Genomic DNA, 19,451 nt, shown 5'->3' with positions numbered 1-19,451 from the left:
CAATCGCCTTTGCCCTGTCGAAAACCTGCTCCGGCAGAATGATGCAATAGAACCCGGAAAGGCTCTTACATCGCGCGGAACCCGCGCCTTGCCAGACTGAGATGACGGGGGCGTCTGGCTGAGGCTTGTTCCGGATTGAGCAGATAGAGGGATTATTCCTACATGCCGAAATGCCTGGTCCTGTCCGTATCGCTTCTCAGCCTTGCCTCCTCCGCCTATGCCGTCGATCCTGCCATCAAGAAGCAGCTTGAAAAGCTCGATCCGGCCACCCGCCTCGAACAGAGTTGCGATACCGAGGCGATGAGCCGCATCAACAAGGACAAGACCGGTTTCAACCCCGACAAGGTGATCGCCTACACTTTCAAGGATCCGGTGCCGAGCGACGATCGCCTGGTGGCACCTGGCGCCGTGTTCCGCAGCAAGGGCGTCTGGTACCATCTCTCCTACACCTGCATCACCGGCCCGCAGCACATCAATGTCCGCGAACTCCAGTACGAGATCGGCGACAAGGTGCCGAAGGAGAGCTGGACGAAGTATTACCTCTACGATTGAGGCCTTTCGGCTTCATTGTTTGATCAGGCGAGCTTCGGCGGCACCTTGCCCTGATCGATGATCGCCATTTCGGCGATCTGCCGCAGCGTCGTCGCCGCATATCTCTCCAGAAGCTCTTTCTCGGCCGCTGCATGCGCCATCTGCAGCACGGAATTCGAGGCCCGCTCGACAGGGCAGGAGGGGTGATCGCGCGAGAGCGGCGCCGGCAGGATCGCGCCCTCGTTCAGCGCCCGCTGGATATCCAGCACCGTCACCTCGTCGAGTGACCTGACCAGCTTCCAGCCACCGCCGCGCCCGCCTTCCGATTCCACGATTCCATGGTCGCGCAGCGCCCCCAGCGTCCGGCGCACGACGACCGGATTGGTGTTCAGCATCTGGCTGATCCGTTCCGACGTCTCCCGGCCGCCAAGCAGGCCCATATGCACCAGCACATGCAGCATCCGGGCAAGCCGGCCATCGGTCTTCATCGCGAACCTTTCCGGAACAATTATTGTTACGCTATCTTGACGGTGCTGGTTATCTGTAACAGATATTGTTACGGATAAAAGGAGCACGCATGCTGCGCCGCCAGTTTCTACTCGCCGCACCGACTCTGGTTATCTCAGTTTCCGGCGCCAAGGCAACAAATCAGGAGCCCATCATGAATGACACAGTCATCGACACCAGGACGATCAGCATGGGTATCCTCGAAGCGAGCTCCGGACCGCTCGTGTTGCTATGCCACGGGTTTCCGGAAACCAAACATGCCTGGCGCCATCAGGTCGCAGATCTCGCAAGGGCCGGATATCGCGCCGTGGCACCGGATATGCGCGGCTACGGCAAGACCGCGGCACCCGGCCGCGCCGATCAATACACCGTCTTCCACGCGGTCGGCGATCTGATCGCACTGATGGATGCGCTCGGTGAGGAGAAGGCGGTGATCGCCGGTCACGATTGGGGCGCGACGATCGCCTGGCAGGCGGCGCTGCTCCGCCCCGACAGGTTCAGGGCGGTCGTCGCCCTCAGCGTGCCGATGATGGGCCTGCCGCCGGTGCCGCCGTCGAAGATCTTTCCGGAGAATGACGAGGCGCTGTTTTACACGCTCTATTTCCAGCAGCCGGGTGTGGCGGATGCCGAATTCGGCCGCGATCCCGCGCTGACACTGCGCAAGATCATCCACGCGGCAAGCGGCGAGGCGGGTCCCAGAAAGCCCGGCGACGGCACGCCCAATCCCTTTTCGATGGTCAGCCGCAGCACCGGCCTGCTTGCCGATTTGCCCGACCCCGCAGAGCTTCCCGCCTGGCTGCCGCCCACAGACTTCGAAAGACTGGTCGCCGGCGTCAAGGCATCAGGCTTCACCGGCGGCCTCAACTATTACCGCAATCTCGACCGCAACTGGGAACTCCAGCAGGCGAACGCCGGCCAGACCGTCACCATCCCCGCACTGTTCATGACCGGCGAACGCGACCCCGGCCTCGCCATTCCCGGCATGGACAAAATCATATCCGCCATGCCGGCGCTGGTGCCGCAGCTGCGCGGCTCGCATATTATTCCCGGCGCTGGTCATTGGCTTCAGCAGGAGCGCCCGGCCGAGGTCTCGGAACGGATGATCACGTTCCTGCAGCAGCTCTGAACGCCCCTAGCGATCCACCAGCACCGAGCATTTCGCATGCCGCACCACGCGGTCTGCCGTCGCGCCGATGAAATAGTTGGAGAAATCGGGGATGTGCGAGGCGACGATGATCAGGTCGGCGCTGTGGGTTTCGGCGGCGGCGAGAATGCCGTTGGCGGGTGGCCCGCGGCCGATCTCGACGCTGGCCGGAATGCCGGTCTTGAGCCGCAGCGCTTCTAGCCGCGCCTTGCCGTCCTTGATGGCGTTCTCGACCAGCTCGACCGGCAGATCGATCGCCACATAGGTCGGGATGTCCTCGACGACATTGAGCAGGATGATCTCGCCGCCCTCGTCGAGCAGCGTGGCAGCCTTGCGAAACGACTTCTCGCCGCGGTCGATGGCACCGACTTCGATGGGAACCAGGATTTTCTTGTACATGGCTTTCATCCTTACGAGATGCATCCAACCTATCGGAGGAAACATAAGGCGCTTTGACGCGGATCAAGCACCGCATCTCCAGCGTCAACAGATGCTGAACGATTTATCCGCAAGAACGCATCTTCTGCGAACAATCGGAATGCGCCATATAGAATGCAAGTACGGTGGCCGAGGGGACCATGAGATCATGAACCGGCGAACATTCCTCGAGCTTGCCACAGGCGGCGCCTTCGCCGCCACCGCCGGTGCAGCTTCGCAACTGATGGCAGGAGACAGATCGATGACAACAGAGACTTCCTACGCGCTGACGCGCCCTGCCCATGTCGGCCATTCGCATCTGGTTGTGAAGGACCTGGCCGCCGTTTCCGGCTTCTACCAGTCGATGCTCGGCCTCAGGGTCATCGAGAAGACGGCCAGCGGCGAAGTGCTCGGCGTATCGGGCCTGCCGCTGCTGACGCTGACGACGGACAGCAACGCGCAAACCGCGCCGCGTAATGCCGCCGGCCTGTTCCACACCGCTTTCCTGATGCCCGACCGCACCGAGCTTGCCCGCTGGCTGCGCCACGCCGCGCATAACAATGTCGTTCTCGAAGGCGCGTCCGATCACCTCGTCAGCGAGGCGATCTATCTCTCCGACCCCGAAGGCAATGGCATCGAGATCTATGCCGACCGCCCGCATGACGTCTGGAAATTCCACCAAGACGGCCAGGTGGAAATGGCGACGAACCGCCTCGACCTCCAGGCGCTCTATGACAGCGCCCCTCAGGACACCTGGAGCGGTATGGCGGACGGCACCGCGATCGGCCACATCCATCTGCAGGTCGGCAATATCCCGGAAGCCGACACGTTCTACCGCGACGTTCTCGGCCTGAAGATCATGGCCCGCTATCCCGGCGCCAGCTTCTTCGCCACCGGCGGCTACCACCACCACGTCGCCGCCAACATCTGGAACAGCCGCGGCGCCGGCACCCGCAGCCAGAACATGACCGGCCTGTCCGACTATTCGCTACATTTCAACGACAAGGCCGCGCTGGAAACAGCCAAGACCGCGCTGGAAAAGCTCGAGATCAAGACCGAAGCCCGCGACGGCGGCGTGTTCCTCAGGGACCCCTGGGGGATTGGTCTGACGCTGACGGCGTGAGCGGACACGTCCAATCCGTTGCAATTGCCGCCGATACGACTAGCTTTCCCCTTGCGCCGCGCTCTTCCGCGGCGCCGAGACGAGGAGGAAGCAGCCCATGTGCCGGAACATCAAACCCCTGTTCAACTTCGACCCGCCGGCAACGGAGGCGGAAATCCATGATGCGGCGCTGCAGTTCGTGCGCAAGCTGAGCGGCACCAACAAGCCCTCGAAGCGCAACGAGGCCGCCTTCGATCACGCGGTCCTGGCGATCGCCAAATGTGCGGCGGAATTGCTGACGTCGCTGGAGACCTCTCAACCGCCCCGTGACCGCGAGGAAGAGGCCGCCAAGGCAAAGGCCCGCTCGGCGCTCAGGTTTGCCTGAGGAACTGCCGCTCTGGAAAGATCGTTCCAGGCGCTGGCTTGCTGCAGCATAACCATGCTTGAACACTTGCTAACGCAGCGCTAGGGATCGGTTAACATCCCTCATGCAGCAAGACCCTCCCTCATGTTTCCCTTTTCAGAAGCCGACCCGATCCGCCACGCGAGCCCCGTGCCTGAAAGCTCGGAGGTGGTGATCGTCGGCGGCGGGGTGATCGGCGTTTCGACGGCGCTCTTCCTCGCGTCGCGCAATATCCAGGTCACGCTTCTCGAGAAGGGGCGCATCGCCGCCGAGCAGTCGTCGCGCAACTGGGGCTGGATCCGCAAGCAGGGGCGCGATGCCGACGAATTGCCGATCGTGATGGAAGCCTGCCGTCTCTGGCAGCAGCTGGCGGAAGAATGCGGCGAGGATATCGGCCTGAGGCAGACCGGCGTCACCTATCTGGCCCGTACCGACAAAGACATGGCGAAATTTGCGCGGTTCATGCAGCTCGCCGCCGCCCACGATCTCGATACCCGCCTTCTCGACGGCGCAGAGGTCGCGGCCAGGATCGGCGGCATGGCCCGCACCTATGCCGGAGCGATGACGACGCCGTCGGATATGCGTGCCGAGCCCTGGCTCGCAGTGCCTGCGCTGGCGCGGCTGGCGGCCCGCAAGGGCGTCAGGATCATCGAGAATTGCGCGGTTCGGGCGCTCGATATCACTGCCGGCCGGGTCGCGGGCGTCTGGACTGAAGGCGGCAGGATCGCGACCACCAATGTGCTTGTGGCGGGCGGTGCCTGGTCGTCGCTGTTCCTGCGCAAGCACGGCGTCTCCATCCCCCAGCTCAGCGTCCGCGCCACGGTTGCCGCAACCGAGCCCTTGCCGGAATTCCACGCCGGTGCGGCCATCGAAAAGGACATCGCCTTCCGCCGCAGGCAGGATGGCGGCTATACGCTGGCCCCGGGCGGCAGCAATCTGCTGTTTGTCGGCCCCGAAGCCTTCCGCAACGCCACCAAATATCTCCCGGCGCTCATCGACCATCCCCTCGGCACCCGCTATCTCCCGGCAGCACCCTCCGGTTTCCCCGACAGCTGGTCGACGCCGCGCGACTGGACGCCCGAGACGACAAGCCCGTTCGAGCGCATGCGCGTCCTCAATCCGGCGCCCGGTCAATCCGATCTCGCCTCGATCAAGCGCGGCTTCGAAAATCTGTTTCCGCAGCTCGGAGAATTGCGCCTGAAAACCGCATGGGCAGGGATGATCGATGCCATGCCCGACGTCGTCCCGGTCGTGGATCGCGTCAGCGCCATCGCCGGGCTCTTCGTCGCCACCGGCATGAGCGGTCACGGCTTCGGCATCGGCCCGGGCATCGGCCGCGTCATGTCGGATCTGATCCAGGGCAACGCGACGGGCCACAATCTCGACCGCTTCCGCCTGTCACGCTTCTCCGATGGCAGTCCGATCCGGCTGGGTCCGGCGATCTGAGGCGCCGTCAGCTACTCCGCCGCCACGGCCATCGCCCGCGTATCGTTCCGGTAAAACTTCGGCGCCCGGCCTGTCACCCGCTTGAAGGCGTTGGAGAAGGCGCTTTCCGAGGTGTAGCCGAGTGAGCGGGCGAGCGTCGCCACCTGCACGTCGTCTTCCCGAAGCGACCGTTCGGCAAGCCGCATGCGCCATTCGGTGAGATAGGCAAGCGGGGCGATGCCGGCCACCTGTTTGAAATAGACGGCGAAGGTGGTGCGCGACATGGCTGCGGCTGCGGCAAGCTCTTCCAGCTGCCAGGCGCGGCCGGGCTCGGCATGCATCATGCGGAGCGCCGGGGCGATGCGGCGGTCGCTGACGGCGCGCAGCAGGCCCGCGGACAGCGGCCCGCCGTGATCGAGATGGGCGCGGAGCAGCTGCACGAACATCAGCTGTGCCAACTGCGCCGAGGCGACCGAGCCGCCCGGCAGATCGGCGGTCTGCTCCAAGACGATCTGCGCCACCACCCATTGCAGCACGGCAGCCTGCGGCGATCCGGCTTTCGCATGGATGAAGGGCGGCATGACATCGGTCAAAAGCGCGCCGCGTTCCGGATCGAGACCGGCATGGCCGCCGACGATCTCCACTTCCTTGACGTCGCCGATATGCTTGACCCGCCCGATATAGGTGGCAAACAGCGGCTTGGCCTCGACAGGGGTCAGAGACAGATCGGTGCAGAGCACGAAGTCGCGGGTGGTGACCAGGAACGTGTCGCCCGCTTCCAGCCGCACCGGCCCGGCGCCGCCCTCGACATCCAGCCAGCAGCTGCCCTTCAGCACCGCATAGAACTTGATCTGCTGCGGCCGGAACTGCAGCGACCAGTCGCCGCCGATGGTGAAGCCGCCCGATATGACGGACTGGGCATTGGTGAGGGTGAGCAGGTCGGAAAAGGGATCGTTCGACATTTTCGAATTCTCGCGCATGTAATCAGAATTTACAAGTATTTGAAATTCGGCGCGCCGGGCGCAGTCTCCGGATGCAATCACGAATGGAGAATGCATCATGAGCCTCAAGACACGTAAACTCGGCACTCAGGGCCTCGAAGTCTCGGCGATCGGCCTCGGCTGCATGCCGATGAGCCAGTCCTATGGACCGGCCGATCAGGACGAGGCGATCCGCACGCTGCACCGCTCGATCGATCTCGGCTGCACCTTCTTCGACACCGCCGAGGTCTATGGTCCGCACACCAATGAAGACCTGCTCGGCCGCGCCTTCAAGGGCCGCCGCAGCGAGGTGACGATCGGCACCAAGTTCGGCTTCAAGATCGTCGAGGGCAAGCAGCGGGGCGCGGAAACCACCAGCCGTCCCGAAGACATCCGCAAGGCGGTCGAGGGATCGCTGAAGCGGCTGCAGACTGACTATATCGATCTCCTCTACCAGCACCGCGTCGACCGCAACGTGCCGATGGAAGACGTCGCAGGCACGGTCGGTGAGCTGGTGAAGGAAGGCAAGGTCAAGTATTTCGGCCTGTCGGAAGCCGGTATCGCCAATATCCGCAAGGCGCATGCGGTGTTCCCGGTTTCGGCGCTGCAGAGCGAATATTCGCTGTGGGAGCGCAATCTGGAGCCGGAGATCATTCCGGTGCTGCGCGAACTCGGCATCGGCCTCGTGCCTTTCTCGCCGCTCGGCCGCGGCTTCCTGACCGGCAAGGTGATGCGCGCCGAGGAATATCCGGAGAACGACCACCGCCGCAACGACCCGCGCTATCAGGGCGCGAATTTCGACGAGAACGTCAAGGCCGCCGAGATCGTCCATGCCGTCGCCCGCGATCACAATGCAACGCCCGGCCAGATCGCGCTCGCCTGGCTGCTGCACCAGGGCGACGACGTCGTGCCGATCCCCGGCACCAAGCGGCAGAGCTATCTGGAGGAAAATGTTGGCGCCGCCGCCGTTGCCCTCAGCGCCGCCGATCTCGCAAGCCTCGACGCTGCACTCGCGCCGGAAAAGGTCTCCGGCGAGCGCTACGCCTCGTGGATCATGGCGACGGTCGATCGGTAAGCGCGCTCACGCGGCCTGAACCTTTCTGAGGCCGATGCTTGCTGCGATCGCCAGTTCGGCGATCGCAGCGGCAAGCAGGATGCCGAGGAAGACGTCGCGGCCGAGATGGACGAGCACCCAGCCGCCGATGACAGGGAAGCCGAAGATGCCGGTGAAATAGGACATCACGAACCAGGTGAGCGCCGCATGGCGGTAGCGCGGTTCGGTGTTGTTCACCGCCCAGGTCTGGATCACCGAATAGACCAGGCCGTAGCCGATGCCGGTGAGGATGGCTGAAAGAATCTGGAAGGCCGGGTGGATGCCGGTGCCGAACATGGCGGCGACGCCGAGGCTCATCGAGGTGAGCAAGGCCGTTGCAAGCTGTGCCTGTGGCAGCGCCGCCAGCAAGTGGGCAAGCAGCAGCCGGGCGGCAACCACGGTGACGGCGTAGACGGCAAAGAAGGTTGCCGCATCGGCGGAGGTTCCTTCCACCAGCGACGACTGGAAGGTCAGCAGACCCGAAAAGACGCAGGCACCGAGCGCCACCATCAGGATCGGCCGGACGGAAGCGCTGCGGCCGATCACGCCGATATCGCGTACCCAAGGGCGAAGTCCCGCTGTTCGCGGCCCGCCGGGCGCCATCGAGCCGAAGACCCAGAGCAGCATGGAAGCCGCAAGGCAGGCAGCACCCACCAGCATGAAGGTCGCCTCGACCGAGAGCCCCACCTGCCGCAGCATGAGATTGAGAATGACGGGCCCGCCGCCGATGCCGGCCATCTGGAAGGCGCCGAAGCGGGTGAACCAGAAGCCGCGATCGGCATCGGTGACCCGCTCGGACAGCGCCATCGGCGCGCCGATATAAAACATTCCCCAGCCAAGCCCGATGAAGAAGCCTGAGACCAGCGGCAGGGCGAGGCCGCCGCCCGCCGCAAAGGCGAGCAGCAGGAAGCCGAAGGCGACGGAGCAGGTGGCGATAGCGCTCATCCGCGCCGCATCGATCCGCCCCGAAAGCCAGCCGACCAGCGGCACGCCGGTAAAAGTGCCGGCCATCGCCGCACCCAGCGTCAGCCCGGTATCGACATCGCTGCCGCCATGAGCGCGGTAATAGGCCGAAAACAGGAAGGTGGCGCCATAGCCTCCCGCAGCAAGCATGGTGCCGGTGAAGAGAAAAGGGGCGGCGGAAGGGCGCATCGGCATGTCCGGACAGCGGTTGAAAGTGGTCCGATAAAAAGGAATAATGGCAAACATATCCAGAGCCACTTTGAGTCAGCCATGCAAGCCACTTCGCCCCGCCAAACCAGCGCCCGCACATTCCGCCGCGAAAGTGCCGCGGCCGGCTTTTTGCCTGATATCGATGCGTCCACGTCGGTTCCGGCGGTCCGCCAGCTCTATCTGCAGCTGCGCGATGCCATCGTCGCGGGAACGCTGCAGCCGCACCACCGCCTGCCCTCGACCCGCACGGCATCATCGGAATGGTCGCTGTCGCGCGGGCTGATCGCCGAGGCCTATGAGATGCTGATCGCCGAAGGCTATGCCGAGGGACGGCATGGCTCCGGCACCTACGTCGCCTCCGGCCTGCCGCCGATGCCATCAGGAAGCGGCACCGTGCGGGAGATGGCGGATAACAGCGCCCGGCGCGGCATCTCCACCGCGGCACGGCTGGCGATGCGCACCGATCTGGCGCCGCCCGCCCAGGTCGCCTTCGCCACCGGCCGGGTGATCCACGACGCGCGCACCGCCGGGCTGCTGAAGCGGCTTGCCCATCGCCATATCGATTATGCCAGCGACCGCTACCGCGATCCGCAGGGCGAGCTCTCGCTGAGACAGGCGGTGTCGGCCCATCTCGCCGCCTCGCGCGGCGTGCGCTGCCATCCCGGCCAGATCTTCATCACCTCAGGCACCCAGCAGGCGCTGGATTTCGCCATCCGCGTGCTCGTCTCGCCCGGCGAAACCGTGATGATCGAGGATCCCTGCTATCCGCCGGCAAGGCTCGCTTTCCTGCTGAACGGTGCGGCGATCTCAGGCATGCCCGTCGACGGCGAGGGCGTGATCACCGGTAAGCTCTCCCTCTACGACGGCCCGGCACCGGCAGCGATCTACGTCACCCCGTCGCATCAATATCCCTCAGGCTCGGCCCTGCCGCTGGCGAGGCGGTTGGAATTGCTGGCCTTCGCTCAGGCTCGCGGCAGCTGGATCATTGAGGACGACTACGACAGCGAATTCCGCTATGACGGCCACCCGATCGCCTCGCTGCAGGGCCTCGATGCGACGCGCCGGGTGATCTACGCCGGCACCTTCAGCAAGGCGCTGCTGCCGGGCTTCCGCGTCGGCTATCTGATCGTGCCGGACGATCTCGTCGCCGCCTTCCGTGCCGTCCGCCCGATCATCGACCGTTTCCCGGCACCGCTGCATCAGCTCGTCGTCGCCGATTTCCTCAACGAGGGCTATTTCCCGGCACATCTGCGCCGCCTGCGCGAAAGCCACCGCGCCGCCCGCGACAATCTCGCGTTCCAACTGAAGGCGCGGCTCTCCGATCACCTGATCGCCCCGGTCCCCGAACAGGGCATCCACTTCACCGTCTCCAGCACCGGCACATGGCGCGATGACCGCGCGCTGGCCGAGGCCGCGCTCAAGGGTGGCGTGGTCGTCATCCCCGTTTCGCCTATGCACATCTCCGCCTGGCCGGAACCGCGGCTGCTGCTGGGCTTTTCGGGGCTGACGGCGGAGGAGGCGGATGTGGCAGTGGGGAGGCTGGGGAGGGTGTTGGAGAGGGTGACGGGGTAAGCCCTTGGAGGCGCCAAGTTCATGGATCCGTCAAGCGGCGGTGAGGCGCTACGATCTGGAGGAAGCCTCACGGCGCTCAAAAAATCCGGCGGCCTTGCTCCCGAGCGCTATGAATGGGCGCTCGATACTCATCTCTGTCATCGTGGCAAGCAACGTTGTTACTATGACGGTCGTTAGCCATGTCAGAACGAAGATGCTGAGCGCGGGCAACGCGACTATTTTAATGGCCGCGATTTCAAAAATCTTCGCAGCTTGAGAGACGAACATAAAGTGGAAAATGTAGATCGAAAATGATCGGACGCCGATATATTCGATCACCTTTGCTCTTACCCCGATAGACCGCAGGGTGAGCGCCAACGACGCGAAAGCGATCCCTGCGGCGATCGGAAGCATCTCGAATGCGAATGGAAGACCGGAATAGAATAGGGCCACCCCGCATGCCGATGAGACGACGGATACGAGCGAGGTCACCAAGGCATTTCTTGCTGCGGATTGGTCTCTCCACCAGTAGGCAGAGATGCCGGCGAGAAAGACCGGCATCTGGTTGAAAAGATTATAGAAATAGAAGCTGTTGTTATCTGCCAGCGCAGAATCCTGGAAGGTGCTGGCGACGTATACGCTCGCCGCGGAAACGATCACTGCGGCCGCCAACGCCATGCCGCCTCGCGCCGCATCGCTTGCGAGCCGAGACAAGGACCAGAACAGGGGCGGAAACGTCAGATAGAACGCCATCTCCGTGCCTATCGACCAGCCCCCTGGCACAATGCTGTTGTTCGCAGCTGGTATGAAACCGTGCACCAAGGCAAAGTTGGCAGCTACAGCTGCCAAACTGTAGGCCTCTATCGCTGTGTTCCCCTGCCGGGCCATCCCTGCTGAGACGGTGAAATACAATGCGATCGCAAGGTAATAAAGAGGCGCAATTCTAAACCATCGCCGAACAAAGAACCCGGAGACCCAGCCCTCATGAAACCATCGACGGCTTGCGCTCTCGCACAGGGTATAGGCGGAGACGACAAAGAAAAGCTGCACGCCTAACTGACCGAGTTCGGTGATTGACGTCGTCCATCGCGCCAACCCCGCAACAGACTGACCGGCATGTATCGTTATCACCATGAGGATCGCGATTCCCCTGCATTGATCGATGAAGGCGTCGCGTCTCGTTGCTTCAATCATGGAACATGCCTGGGGCCGAAGTTGTCTAAAGTGACATGCTGGATCTAATGCCGCTGGGGTCTCAGACAGGCATCCGAATATTGGGCCGACCGCTTGCTTGCCGTTCGGTTCCCACCATCAGACACTCTCGCCATATGCCCGCTCCACAATCGCAGCCGGGCGTAAACAATTGCTCTACTCTAAGTGCAAGCCGATTGATTGGCGGCCGCTCAGTGGTATGTCGCAGTGGCAGGGGCAAGTACGCTCTTTAGAAAATCCCGGAGAACCGGGGTCAGCTGTTCGCGGGGGATCTGATGCCCACATTCGAACCGGTGCAGCGCCACGGGCACCCGCGCCTGCGAAAGCACGGCCGCGAACTTCTCGGCCTGCTCGATCGACGCCGGGTCGTCGTATTGGCCATGCAGAAGCAATGTTTCCGCACTGATCTCGTGTGCATGATAAAGCGCGGAGCGCTCCAGGAACGCCTGGTCCGAAGTGCCAGCCTCCCGGATGATCGCCTGCTGCAGGCCCGGAGCGCTGTTTTGGTAGGCTTCTTTGAGATCGTAGACGCCGCCCGACAGGATGAGCGCCCTCAGGTCGGCCACCTGCGCTGCGACCATCGCAGACGCAACCGCGCCGCGGCTGTTGCCATAGAGGACGATGCGGGCCGGGTCGACGGCGGGTTGCACCTTGAGAAAGTCGAGCGCGGCGATAATCGCACGCTGGGTCGCCGGTCCGCAGAAATCCGCCGGTCCGTCCGATGCGCCGAAGCCCGGCTGCGATACGGCCGCCGCCGTCACATTCAGCCGTGAGGAGAACCGCAGCAGCGTTCCGTTGTCGGCAGCCTCCTTGGCCCCCAGCAGCATTCCGCCCTGATTGCCGTGGACGAAAAGGATGGCTCCCCGCGGCGCGCCAACCGGTCCTCCCGCCTGGAGAAGCTCGACGGAGGCGCCGTCGCCACGATCGATCACATGCCGCTCTACCGCCGCCATCCCTTCACCTGTCCCGCCAGATACGTTCAAAATTTCTTCTTCAGGAAATATCGCGCGATTGCGTTGCCGTCGCCTTCGAGTTCGCCGAATAGCGTATAGCCGAGCTTCTCGTAAAATGGCCGTGCCTGGAATTCGAACGTATCAAGCCACACACCGGCGTATCCGCGCGCCTTGGCGATGGCCTCGGCTTCGGCAAGAAGCTTGGTGCCGAGACCTCTGCCGCGATATTCCGCCGGGACCACAACCAGCTTGATGAACGCCCAACCGTAGTCTCCGACGCCGTAGAGACCACCGCACACACCATTCGTCTCCGGGTCTCGCAATGCGACGGCAAAATCCGGATCTGCGTCGGCGATACCCGCCGCATCGATGTTGAAAGCATCCAGGGCGGCTTCGATAGCTTGCCGAATTTCGATCGGCGGGCTTGAGGCGATGATCTCGAGAATGGGCTCCATGCGCGGTCCGTGGTGTCCATGGTTGATAGGCTCAGGCGTATTGGTCAGTTTTCGCACACAATGCCTTCGCTTCCCGGAAAATCAACCAGAAGTTTCCAAACGTGTCCGCTCCGCCACACCCGCGCCCCCACCCTTCTCCCCCAAGGAACCGAATCCCCCAATCCGCGTTGTCGTGGCGAAGCGCTGGGCTTTCGGGGAACATGGGATATGGGCATCGCCAACGGCATCAAGAAGCATGCGAAGAAGATCGCCATCGGCGAGCGGCGCACCAGCGCCTGGGCCGAAAAGCTTTCGGCCGCCACCGAAGAGATGCAGCAGGCGCCGGTGCGCCGCGTCGAGAAGGATGGTCTCGATGTCAGCATGGCCTGGGCCATCATCGGTATCTTCGGCATTCTCGGGCTTGCCGCCGTCTATCAGATGTCGCTGATCCTGATCCCGCTGACGCTCGCCATTGTCGTCGGCATGATCTTGGGCATGCTCGCCGAAAAGCTGAGCAAGCTCGGCGTGCCCCGCATCACCAATGCGGTGATCCTGTCGAGTGCGGTGGCGCTTGTCATCTTCCTGGTCGCCAATGCGCTGGCCGGGCCGGTCGGCACCCTGATGAACGAGGGGCCCGCCTTCGTCGAGAAGACCATCGACAGGCTGATGCCCTATCTCGAGAAAGTCCGCTGGCTGCATATCACGCCCGAGACCTTCCAGAGCGGCCCGATGTCGGCCGACAAGCTGCTCGAAAACACCGGCAACGTCCTGCATGTCGTCACCGCGAACCTGACGCCGGCGCTGGTGCAGGGGCTGATCTTCTTTGCCGCGCTGCTGCTCTTCCTCGTCGGCCGCGTCAACCTGCGCAAGACGATCATCATGACCTTCCGCAGCCGGCCGCAGCGCTTGGCGGCCATCCGCGTCATCAGCTCGGTCGAGCAGGTGCTCGGCTTCTATTTCGCCACCGCCGCCATCATCTATGCCGGCCTCGGGGTGATCATGACGGTGATCGCCTGGGCGGGTGGGCTGTCGGTCCCCATTCTCTGGGGCTTCTTCGCCTTCCTCTCCAGCTTCATTCCCTATCTCGGCATCACCATGATGACCTTCGCCATCGCCGTTGCTGGTATCCTGACCCATGACAGCATGCTGTTCGCGCTGCTGCCGGCGGCCGCCTTCTTCATCGTCCACCTCTTGATGGAAAATCTGATCTTCCCGGCGGTCATGGGCCGCCGCCTCGAGATCAATCCCTTCGTCGTCTTCCTCGCCATCATCTTCTGGACCTGGATGTGGGGGGCTGTCGGCGCCATGCTGGCGCTGCCGCTGTCGCTGATCGTCATGACCATCGTCGATGAGCTGTTCATCGAAGAGCGCGTCACGCCGCAGTTGCCGAAGTGAAGGGGAGACGATGATGGCAAACGGCATCGAATTCGACCCGGCAAGCCAGGACGATCTGCGCAGCGGCCGCAGCCCGTGGGGCAGGGGCGGGCGCCGCCCTGCTTTTGAGCCGTTGACGCAGAGTTTCAAGGCCGATGCGCTGGTCATCGGCGGCGGCATCACCGGCGCGCTGGCTGCCGAGCATCTGACGGCCCGCGGCCTGTCGGTCGTCGTCATCGACAAGGAAGAGCCTGGACTCGGCTCCACGGCGGCAAGTACCGCCATGCTGCAATGGGAAATCGACAGCACGCTTTCGGAACTCGAGCACTATTACGGTTTCGAGCGGGCCGCTGGCATGTACCGCCGCAGCGCGGCTGCCGTCTCCGGCCTTGCCAAGCTCGTCGCCACCCACGCGCTGCCCTGCCAGTTCCAGCCGCGGCAGACGCTGTTTCTGGCGCAGAACCATGAGAGCGCTCGCGATCTCTACGAGGAGCGCCAGCTGCGCCGCCGCGCCGGTCTTCCGGGCGTCTATCTGGAACATTGCGATCTCCTGACCCAGTTCGAACTCGACCGCGATGGGGCGATCCTGTCGCCGGGCTCCGCCGAGGCCGATCCGCTGCTGCTCGCCTGGGGGCTTCTCGATATCGCCATCGCCCGCGGCGCCATGCTGGTGAAGGGCACCGTGGAGCGGCTGCACAGCGAAGGCGGCAAGGTGACCGCCGAGCTCGACGGCCCCTTCGTCATCGAGGCCGATACCGCTGTGCTGGCGACGGGTTATACGATGCCTGGTATCGACACGCCGAAGCTGCATCGCTCCACCTCCAGCTTTGCGATCGCCACCGTGCCGCAGGATCCGGCAACCCTCTGGCGTGGAGAAACGCTGATCTGGGAGGATGCCGACCCCTATCTCTACATGCGCACCACGGCGGACCACCGCATCGTTGCCGGCGGCGAGGACGACGCCACCACCGATCCCGACCGGCGCGATGCCAAGCTCGCTGCAAAGGCGCAGGCGATCCGCGAGAAGATGAAGCGGCTCTGGCCGCAAGCCAATGCGGAAATCGCCACCGCCTGGTGCGGCACCTTCGGCGAAACCGCCGATGGCCTGCCGCTGATCGGCCCGGTGCCCCGCATGCCGAATGTCTACGCCGCCTACGGCTACGGCGGCAACGGCATCACCTTCTCCTTCCTCGCCGCCCAGATGGTCGGCGCCATGGTGGCCGGCATCTATCGCGACTGGTTCGACGACTACGCGCTGGACCGCGACGGGCCGGGATTCCGGAATGTCAGGGCTGGCGAGCGTGGGGTGGAGACGGTGCTGCGGTAGGAGCGGGCGTTGTGCTCGGGGCTTGCAGGGCACAACGCCGTTGGAAGGCTCAGCGACTAATTCGTCGTCTTGTCATCCCCAAGCCCCTCGGCATCCTCCAGCCGTACGAACTCCACGCCCTTCGCCTTCAAATCCACGATCGCCTTGGCGACCCCGGCACCGGCGGCATGCGTCGGCTGGTTGATATGCGAGATCACCACGTCGCCGTCCTTGGCGGAGCTGATCCGCTTTTCAGTAATCGCCGTTCCCAGCAGCGAGCCGCCGTCGCCATTCACAGAATAGCCGGCGATCTTGTAGCCCATGGCGCGGATCTGGGCGATTGCGGAGAGATCGTATTTCGCCGTCGAGCCGCGGAACCAGTGGGGCGCGGCAATGCCTGCTGCCAGCATCGCGTCGGCGCCACCCTGCACCTCCTGGTGCACCGCCTCAGGAGATCCGGCCGCGGCAATACCATAGATCAACGCCGGCTTGTCGACGGCCGGAATATGGTTCTGGCCGTGGTTCTCGAGCTCGAACAGATCGGGATTCTGCAGGAAGATCGAAAGCGCCTGCGGATTGTGCTTCAGCCAGCGTGCCGTGACGAAGATCGTCGCCGGAATTCGCTCGGAAACCAGCGTCGAGATAATCCGGTCATCCGCCTTGCCCATGCAGGCATCGAAGGTCAGCGCGATCCGCGGACGCCCGGGAACCCCTGAGCGCACCACATGCAGCTGCGGCTCGACAAGCTTCGGTCCCTTGGGTTTCGCCACCGGCGCGGCGGCGGCAGGTGCGGCGGGCAGAGCCGGAAGCTCGGCCGCAGAGGCAGCGGAAAGACAGGCTGCAAGCAGCGGAACGGCGAGAAGAATGCGGATCATGGGAACTGTTTTCAACGATATCGATGAAGGAATTCTAAGCCTTCGGGCAGAAGGCCGCGATGCGGCCTCTTGCCGCTCGTCTCTTCCGGCCGTGCCTATAGCCGGAAATCCGCGCCCTGCCATCCCCGGCTTCACGAAGTTTTACCGCCTACTGCCTTAGTGTCGGTTGCGCCGCTCCCTGTTCGATGCGAGCATTGCGGCCGATGAAAAACGGGTGTGCATGATGGCCGAGTTCAACGGGATCCGCTGGGCTTACGACAAATACGAACTGATCGCCGACGGCATCGTCCACGGTGTCGGGCTGGCGCTGGCGCTGGTCGGCGCCACCGTGCTGATCTTCTATGCGACGCTGTGGAGCAGCTATGGCGAGCTGGCCGCCGCCTGGGTCTATGGTGTCGGTTTGGTCATGACCATCGGCATCTCCTTCACCTACAATGCCTGGCCGGTGTCGCGCACCAAATGGTTCCTGCGCCGCTTCGATCACTCGTCGATCTTCGTGCTGATCGCCGCCACCTACACGCCGTTCCTCGAAAAGGGCTCCGACGATCCGCTGCTCTTTGCCATGCTGATCGGCATCTGGGTGGTCGCCATCGCCGGGATCGTGCTGAAATGCGTCTTTCCCGGGCGTTACGACCGGCTGGCGATCCTGCTCTATCTGGCGATGGGCTGGAGCGGCGTGCTGGTGGCCGAACCTGTCGCCTCGCGCATTCCCTTCGCCTCGATGCTCCTGATCGTCATCGGCGGCGTCATCTATTCGGCGGGCGTCATCTTCCATGTCTGGGAAAAGCTGCGCTTCCAGAACGCCATCTGGCACGGCTTCGTCGTTGCCGCGGCCGCCGTACACTACTCGGCCGTGCTCACCTGCTTCAGCATGAGCGCTTCCAATCTCTGATCAGCGGCAGTGCGGCGGGCCCGAAAGCGTCTTGACCAGATGGGCAACCGTCGGGTCGTAGAGCTTCGCCTGCGCCTTCGGATATTCGAGCGTGAAATAGCCGCCGGCGCCCTGGCAGAGCGAGACCGCCCGCACATAGAGGATGCGGTCCTTGCGGGTGCCTGAATAGCTCATCCAGTCCTTGGCCGATTTCTCATAGGTGATCGTCCAGCCCTCGTCCTTTTCCGATTGCTTCCGGTTGGCGACATCTTCGCCGAGCGTGCCCTCGGTCACGGTGGAGCCGAACACCCGCAGGGTCGCCTTGCCATCCTTCGATTGCAGCGTGATGCCATCGCCATTGTCAGCCTCGCTGATCGTGCGGAAATCGCCGGGCAGGTCGATGACATAGCCGAAGCGCGGATTAGCATAGGGCTTCCAGCCGTCGGCAAGAGCAGGCGCCGCTGCAAGAAGCAGCGGAAGTACGAAGAGCAGGCGCATGAAGGCTCCCTCAGAGATCGCCGCAGACTAGCGCAAACCGCAATCCCAGTCGCGGCAAATCTCCGGGTTTACATCCCCGGAATGCCAGCGTATCGGTCCTGCAACATCCGCCGGAATGGAACATGATATGACCGACGCCGTCACCCTTCGCGACGCCACCGAAGCCGATCTTGCGGCGATCCGCGACATCTACAATCATGCGGTCGAGCACACGACGGCGATCTGGAACGAGACGGTCGTCGATCTCGAAAACCGCGTGGAATGGTTCAATGCCCGCAGGGCGAGGGGCTTTCCGGTGCTGGTCGCCGAACGCAACGGCCAGATCGCCGGCTACGCCGCCTATGGCGATTGGCGCGCCTTCGACGGTTTCCGCCACACGGTCGAGCATTCCGTCTATGTCGAGAAAGACAATCAGGGCGCCGGCATCGGCAAGCTCCTGATGCAGGCGCTGATCAAGCGCGCCTCCGAAAACGGCATCCATGTGATGATTGCCGGGATCGAAGCCAACAACACCGCCTCGATCGCCCTCCACGAAAAGCTCGGCTTCCGCAACGGCGGCACCTTCAGGGAAGTCGGCAAGAAGTTCGGCCGCTGGCTGGATTTGACGTTTATGGAGCTGAGGGTGCCGGAGTGAGTCCGAAAAAGATCGCTTAGACGGTTTTCCTAACGTCGCCGCGTTATGCACCTCAGTAGACCAGCCGCAGCGCTCGTCGTCGAGCGCCTGCGCCGCTGATCACCCCTCCGGCTCGAACACCATCGCATGCCCATTGATGCAATACCGCAGCCCTGTCGGTGGCGGGCCGTCGGGGAAGACGTGGCCGAGATGGGCATCGCAATTGGCGCAGCGGATTTCGGTGCGCACCATGCCATAGGACGTGTCGCGATACTCGGTCACCGCTTCAGGCGAAACCGCCTCGAAATAGCTCGGCCAGCCGCATCCGGCGTCGAATTTGGTGTCGGAGCGGAACAGCGGCTCATTACAGCAGATGCAGCGGTAGAGGCCGGTCTCGAAACGATCCCAGTAGGGGCCGGTAAAGGCGCGTTCGGTGCCGTGCTGCCGCGTGATGCGGTATTGCTCCGGCGTCAGCTGCGCTTTCCATTCGTCGTCGGTCTTATCGATCTTCAAACTGTCGGTGTCGGACATGGGGGCTTGCTCCTTCGGCGCCGGAGAAGACAAATTTCGACCTGCGGAATGTGGATCGGAAATCGGGCCGGATCAAGGGTAGCCTGAAAAGCTTAGTCCCTATTGCAGGTTTGCGGCTGGCCGCTCCAGCGCCTATTCTGTCGGGTAACGGCGCAACAGGGGGATCTGGAGGTGCTGACCGTTATCTTCGTCATTGCCTATGCCGCTGCCGCTGCGGTCTGCATGGCCGCCACCTCGCTGGAGGGCTGGGTGAACCATGACCGCTTCGGCCCCTGGCGGATCGCCGGGCTGGCTGCCTGCCTGTTCTGGCCGCTGGTTCTTCTGTTGCCGCTGATCCATGCCGCTGCCGGGCCGCGCTTTGCCTGTGCACCCATCCCGAAAAGGCTTGAGGCCCGCCGCCGATTGACCTAAATCTTGGCGACGCACCCGGTTTTTCCGGAATTTTCTAGGGTTCTGGC

22 protein-coding genes are annotated in these 19,451 nt (G+C 63.5%); 12 read left to right on the top strand and 10 right to left on the bottom strand.

What is annotated here, in order from left to right; genetic code table 11:
- The first annotated feature begins 162 nt into the window (after window positions 1-162).
- The gene (locus tag J2X43_RS05330; RefSeq protein WP_112389857.1) at window positions 163-552 is read left to right on the top strand and encodes a DUF930 domain-containing protein; all 390 of its coding nucleotides are present in this window, start codon (window positions 163-165) and stop codon (window positions 550-552) included.
- 23 nt (window positions 553-575) lie between these two features.
- Here the strand turns inward: J2X43_RS05330 and J2X43_RS05325 are convergent, their stop codons facing one another.
- Window positions 576-1,019, bottom strand: coding sequence for an Rrf2 family transcriptional regulator (locus tag J2X43_RS05325; RefSeq protein WP_112389858.1), 444 nt, complete (start codon window positions 1,017-1,019; stop codon window positions 576-578).
- 173 nt (window positions 1,020-1,192) lie between these two features.
- Between J2X43_RS05325 and J2X43_RS05320 the strand changes: the two genes are divergently transcribed.
- Window positions 1,193-2,164, top strand: coding sequence for an alpha/beta hydrolase (locus J2X43_RS05320; RefSeq protein ID WP_310291412.1), 972 nt, complete (start codon window positions 1,193-1,195; stop codon window positions 2,162-2,164).
- A 6-nt stretch (window positions 2,165-2,170) separates the two neighbouring features.
- Here the strand turns inward: J2X43_RS05320 and J2X43_RS05315 are convergent, their stop codons facing one another.
- Entirely contained in the window at window positions 2,171-2,581 is a 411-nt protein-coding gene (locus J2X43_RS05315) for a universal stress protein (RefSeq protein ID WP_310291409.1), read from the bottom strand.
- Window positions 2,582-2,861: 280 nt separating this feature from the next.
- Here J2X43_RS05315 and J2X43_RS05310 point away from each other — a divergent pair, with 280 nt between their 5' ends.
- From J2X43_RS05310 to J2X43_RS05300, 3 genes are all read left to right on the top strand, one after another.
- The gene (locus tag J2X43_RS05310; protein WP_310291406.1) at window positions 2,862-3,722 is read left to right on the top strand and encodes a VOC family protein; all 861 of its coding nucleotides are present in this window, start codon (window positions 2,862-2,864) and stop codon (window positions 3,720-3,722) included.
- A 97-nt stretch (window positions 3,723-3,819) separates the two neighbouring features.
- Window positions 3,820-4,086, top strand: coding sequence for a DUF2277 domain-containing protein (locus J2X43_RS05305; RefSeq protein ID WP_112389860.1), 267 nt, complete (start codon window positions 3,820-3,822; stop codon window positions 4,084-4,086).
- Window positions 4,087-4,209: 123 nt separating this feature from the next.
- Complete coding sequence (locus J2X43_RS05300; RefSeq protein WP_310291403.1) at window positions 4,210-5,550, top strand: FAD-binding oxidoreductase; 1,341 nt, start codon at window positions 4,210-4,212, stop codon at window positions 5,548-5,550.
- Window positions 5,551-5,561: 11 nt separating this feature from the next.
- Here J2X43_RS05300 and J2X43_RS05295 read toward each other — a convergent pair whose 3' ends face one another.
- Window positions 5,562-6,491 carry an AraC family transcriptional regulator gene (locus J2X43_RS05295; RefSeq protein ID WP_310291400.1) on the bottom strand — a complete coding sequence of 310 codons (930 nt, stop codon included), beginning with the start codon at window positions 6,489-6,491 and terminating at the stop codon, window positions 5,562-5,564.
- 97 nt (window positions 6,492-6,588) lie between these two features.
- Between J2X43_RS05295 and J2X43_RS05290 the strand changes: the two genes are divergently transcribed.
- Window positions 6,589-7,584 (top strand): aldo/keto reductase, encoded by a 996-nt coding sequence (locus J2X43_RS05290; protein ID WP_310291397.1) that lies wholly within the window; start codon window positions 6,589-6,591, stop codon window positions 7,582-7,584.
- A 6-nt stretch (window positions 7,585-7,590) separates the two neighbouring features.
- Here the strand turns inward: J2X43_RS05290 and J2X43_RS05285 are convergent, their stop codons facing one another.
- Entirely contained in the window at window positions 7,591-8,754 is a 1,164-nt protein-coding gene (locus J2X43_RS05285; protein ID WP_310291394.1) for an MFS transporter, read from the bottom strand.
- An 81-nt stretch (window positions 8,755-8,835) separates the two neighbouring features.
- Between J2X43_RS05285 and J2X43_RS05280 the strand changes: the two genes are divergently transcribed.
- Window positions 8,836-10,347: a PLP-dependent aminotransferase family protein gene (locus J2X43_RS05280; protein WP_310291392.1), complete on the top strand. Its 1,512-nt coding sequence runs from the start codon at window positions 8,836-8,838 to the stop codon at window positions 10,345-10,347.
- 48 nt (window positions 10,348-10,395) lie between these two features.
- Here the strand turns inward: J2X43_RS05280 and J2X43_RS05275 are convergent, their stop codons facing one another.
- The 3 genes from J2X43_RS05275 to J2X43_RS05265 form a co-directional block, all read right to left on the bottom strand.
- Window positions 10,396-11,520, bottom strand: coding sequence for an acyltransferase (locus J2X43_RS05275; protein WP_310291389.1), 1,125 nt, complete (start codon window positions 11,518-11,520; stop codon window positions 10,396-10,398).
- Window positions 11,521-11,729: 209 nt separating this feature from the next.
- On the bottom strand, window positions 11,730-12,491 hold the full coding sequence (locus tag J2X43_RS05270) for an alpha/beta fold hydrolase (protein WP_310291386.1): 762 nt from the start codon (window positions 12,489-12,491) through the stop codon (window positions 11,730-11,732).
- A 26-nt stretch (window positions 12,492-12,517) separates the two neighbouring features.
- Window positions 12,518-12,946 carry a GNAT family N-acetyltransferase gene (locus J2X43_RS05265; RefSeq protein WP_112517219.1) on the bottom strand — a complete coding sequence of 143 codons (429 nt, stop codon included), beginning with the start codon at window positions 12,944-12,946 and terminating at the stop codon, window positions 12,518-12,520.
- Between the two features lie 207 nt (window positions 12,947-13,153).
- On the opposite strand from J2X43_RS05265, the gene J2X43_RS05260 reads away from it, so the two are divergent.
- Together J2X43_RS05260 and J2X43_RS05255 are read left to right on the top strand one after the other, a co-directional pair.
- Complete coding sequence (locus J2X43_RS05260) at window positions 13,154-14,320, top strand: AI-2E family transporter (protein ID WP_112389869.1); 1,167 nt, start codon at window positions 13,154-13,156, stop codon at window positions 14,318-14,320.
- A 13-nt stretch (window positions 14,321-14,333) separates the two neighbouring features.
- Window positions 14,334-15,626 carry an FAD-dependent oxidoreductase gene (locus J2X43_RS05255; RefSeq protein ID WP_310291382.1) on the top strand — a complete coding sequence of 431 codons (1,293 nt, stop codon included), beginning with the start codon at window positions 14,334-14,336 and terminating at the stop codon, window positions 15,624-15,626.
- Window positions 15,627-15,682: 56 nt separating this feature from the next.
- Here J2X43_RS05255 and J2X43_RS05250 read toward each other — a convergent pair whose 3' ends face one another.
- Window positions 15,683-16,480: a polysaccharide deacetylase family protein gene (locus tag J2X43_RS05250; protein ID WP_310291379.1), complete on the bottom strand. Its 798-nt coding sequence runs from the start codon at window positions 16,478-16,480 to the stop codon at window positions 15,683-15,685.
- Between the two features lie 223 nt (window positions 16,481-16,703).
- Between J2X43_RS05250 and J2X43_RS05245 the strand changes: the two genes are divergently transcribed.
- Window positions 16,704-17,372, top strand: coding sequence for a hemolysin III family protein (locus J2X43_RS05245; protein ID WP_310291376.1), 669 nt, complete (start codon window positions 16,704-16,706; stop codon window positions 17,370-17,372).
- Here J2X43_RS05245 and J2X43_RS05240 read toward each other — a convergent pair whose 3' ends face one another.
- Window positions 17,373-17,849 (bottom strand): hypothetical protein, encoded by a 477-nt coding sequence (locus tag J2X43_RS05240; RefSeq protein ID WP_310291373.1) that lies wholly within the window; start codon window positions 17,847-17,849, stop codon window positions 17,373-17,375.
- Between the two features lie 127 nt (window positions 17,850-17,976).
- On the opposite strand from J2X43_RS05240, the gene J2X43_RS05235 reads away from it, so the two are divergent.
- Entirely contained in the window at window positions 17,977-18,483 is a 507-nt protein-coding gene (locus tag J2X43_RS05235; RefSeq protein ID WP_310291371.1) for an N-acetyltransferase family protein, read from the top strand.
- Between the two features lie 99 nt (window positions 18,484-18,582).
- On the opposite strand, the gene msrB is transcribed toward J2X43_RS05235, so the two are convergent.
- Window positions 18,583-18,993: a peptide-methionine (R)-S-oxide reductase MsrB gene (gene msrB / locus J2X43_RS05230; RefSeq protein ID WP_310291369.1), complete on the bottom strand. Its 411-nt coding sequence runs from the start codon at window positions 18,991-18,993 to the stop codon at window positions 18,583-18,585.
- A 171-nt stretch (window positions 18,994-19,164) separates the two neighbouring features.
- On the opposite strand from msrB, the gene J2X43_RS05225 reads away from it, so the two are divergent.
- On the top strand, window positions 19,165-19,404 hold the full coding sequence (locus J2X43_RS05225) for a hypothetical protein (RefSeq protein ID WP_112389875.1): 240 nt from the start codon (window positions 19,165-19,167) through the stop codon (window positions 19,402-19,404).
- The last annotated feature ends 47 nt before the right edge of the window (window positions 19,405-19,451 follow it).

The organism is Rhizobium sp. BE258, from assembly GCF_031457345.1.
Taxonomy (GTDB): domain Bacteria; phylum Pseudomonadota; class Alphaproteobacteria; order Rhizobiales; family Rhizobiaceae; genus Rhizobium.
This window is presented reverse-complemented; position numbering and strand designations above follow the sequence as displayed.

Excerpts from the sequence above, each read along its gene's own strand:
- J2X43_RS05330 (WP_112389857.1), top strand. The coding sequence starts at position 163 with ATGCCGAAATGCCTGGTCCTGTCCGTATCGCTTCTCAGCCTTGCCTCC.
- J2X43_RS05325 (WP_112389858.1), bottom strand. The coding sequence starts at position 1,019 with ATGAAGACCGATGGCCGGCTTGCCCGGATGCTGCATGTGCTGGTGCAT.
- J2X43_RS05320 (WP_310291412.1), top strand. The coding sequence starts at position 1,193 with ATGAATGACACAGTCATCGACACCAGGACGATCAGCATGGGTATCCTC.
- J2X43_RS05315 (WP_310291409.1), bottom strand. The coding sequence starts at position 2,581 with ATGTACAAGAAAATCCTGGTTCCCATCGAAGTCGGTGCCATCGACCGC.
- J2X43_RS05310 (WP_310291406.1), top strand. The coding sequence starts at position 2,862 with ATGACAACAGAGACTTCCTACGCGCTGACGCGCCCTGCCCATGTCGGC.
- J2X43_RS05305 (WP_112389860.1), top strand. The coding sequence starts at position 3,820 with ATGTGCCGGAACATCAAACCCCTGTTCAACTTCGACCCGCCGGCAACG.
- J2X43_RS05300 (WP_310291403.1), top strand. The coding sequence starts at position 4,210 with ATGTTTCCCTTTTCAGAAGCCGACCCGATCCGCCACGCGAGCCCCGTG.
- J2X43_RS05295 (WP_310291400.1), bottom strand. The coding sequence starts at position 6,491 with ATGTCGAACGATCCCTTTTCCGACCTGCTCACCCTCACCAATGCCCAG.
- J2X43_RS05290 (WP_310291397.1), top strand. The coding sequence starts at position 6,589 with ATGAGCCTCAAGACACGTAAACTCGGCACTCAGGGCCTCGAAGTCTCG.
- J2X43_RS05285 (WP_310291394.1), bottom strand. The coding sequence starts at position 8,754 with ATGCGCCCTTCCGCCGCCCCTTTTCTCTTCACCGGCACCATGCTTGCT.
- J2X43_RS05280 (WP_310291392.1), top strand. The coding sequence starts at position 8,836 with ATGCAAGCCACTTCGCCCCGCCAAACCAGCGCCCGCACATTCCGCCGC.
- J2X43_RS05275 (WP_310291389.1), bottom strand. The coding sequence starts at position 11,520 with ATGATTGAAGCAACGAGACGCGACGCCTTCATCGATCAATGCAGGGGA.
- J2X43_RS05270 (WP_310291386.1), bottom strand. The coding sequence starts at position 12,491 with ATGGCGGCGGTAGAGCGGCATGTGATCGATCGTGGCGACGGCGCCTCC.
- J2X43_RS05265 (WP_112517219.1), bottom strand. The coding sequence starts at position 12,946 with ATGGAGCCCATTCTCGAGATCATCGCCTCAAGCCCGCCGATCGAAATT.
- J2X43_RS05260 (WP_112389869.1), top strand. The coding sequence starts at position 13,154 with ATGGGCATCGCCAACGGCATCAAGAAGCATGCGAAGAAGATCGCCATC.
- J2X43_RS05255 (WP_310291382.1), top strand. The coding sequence starts at position 14,334 with ATGGCAAACGGCATCGAATTCGACCCGGCAAGCCAGGACGATCTGCGC.
- J2X43_RS05250 (WP_310291379.1), bottom strand. The coding sequence starts at position 16,480 with ATGATCCGCATTCTTCTCGCCGTTCCGCTGCTTGCAGCCTGTCTTTCC.
- J2X43_RS05245 (WP_310291376.1), top strand. The coding sequence starts at position 16,704 with ATGGCCGAGTTCAACGGGATCCGCTGGGCTTACGACAAATACGAACTG.
- J2X43_RS05240 (WP_310291373.1), bottom strand. The coding sequence starts at position 17,849 with ATGCGCCTGCTCTTCGTACTTCCGCTGCTTCTTGCAGCGGCGCCTGCT.
- J2X43_RS05235 (WP_310291371.1), top strand. The coding sequence starts at position 17,977 with ATGACCGACGCCGTCACCCTTCGCGACGCCACCGAAGCCGATCTTGCG.
- msrB (WP_310291369.1), bottom strand. The coding sequence starts at position 18,993 with ATGTCCGACACCGACAGTTTGAAGATCGATAAGACCGACGACGAATGG.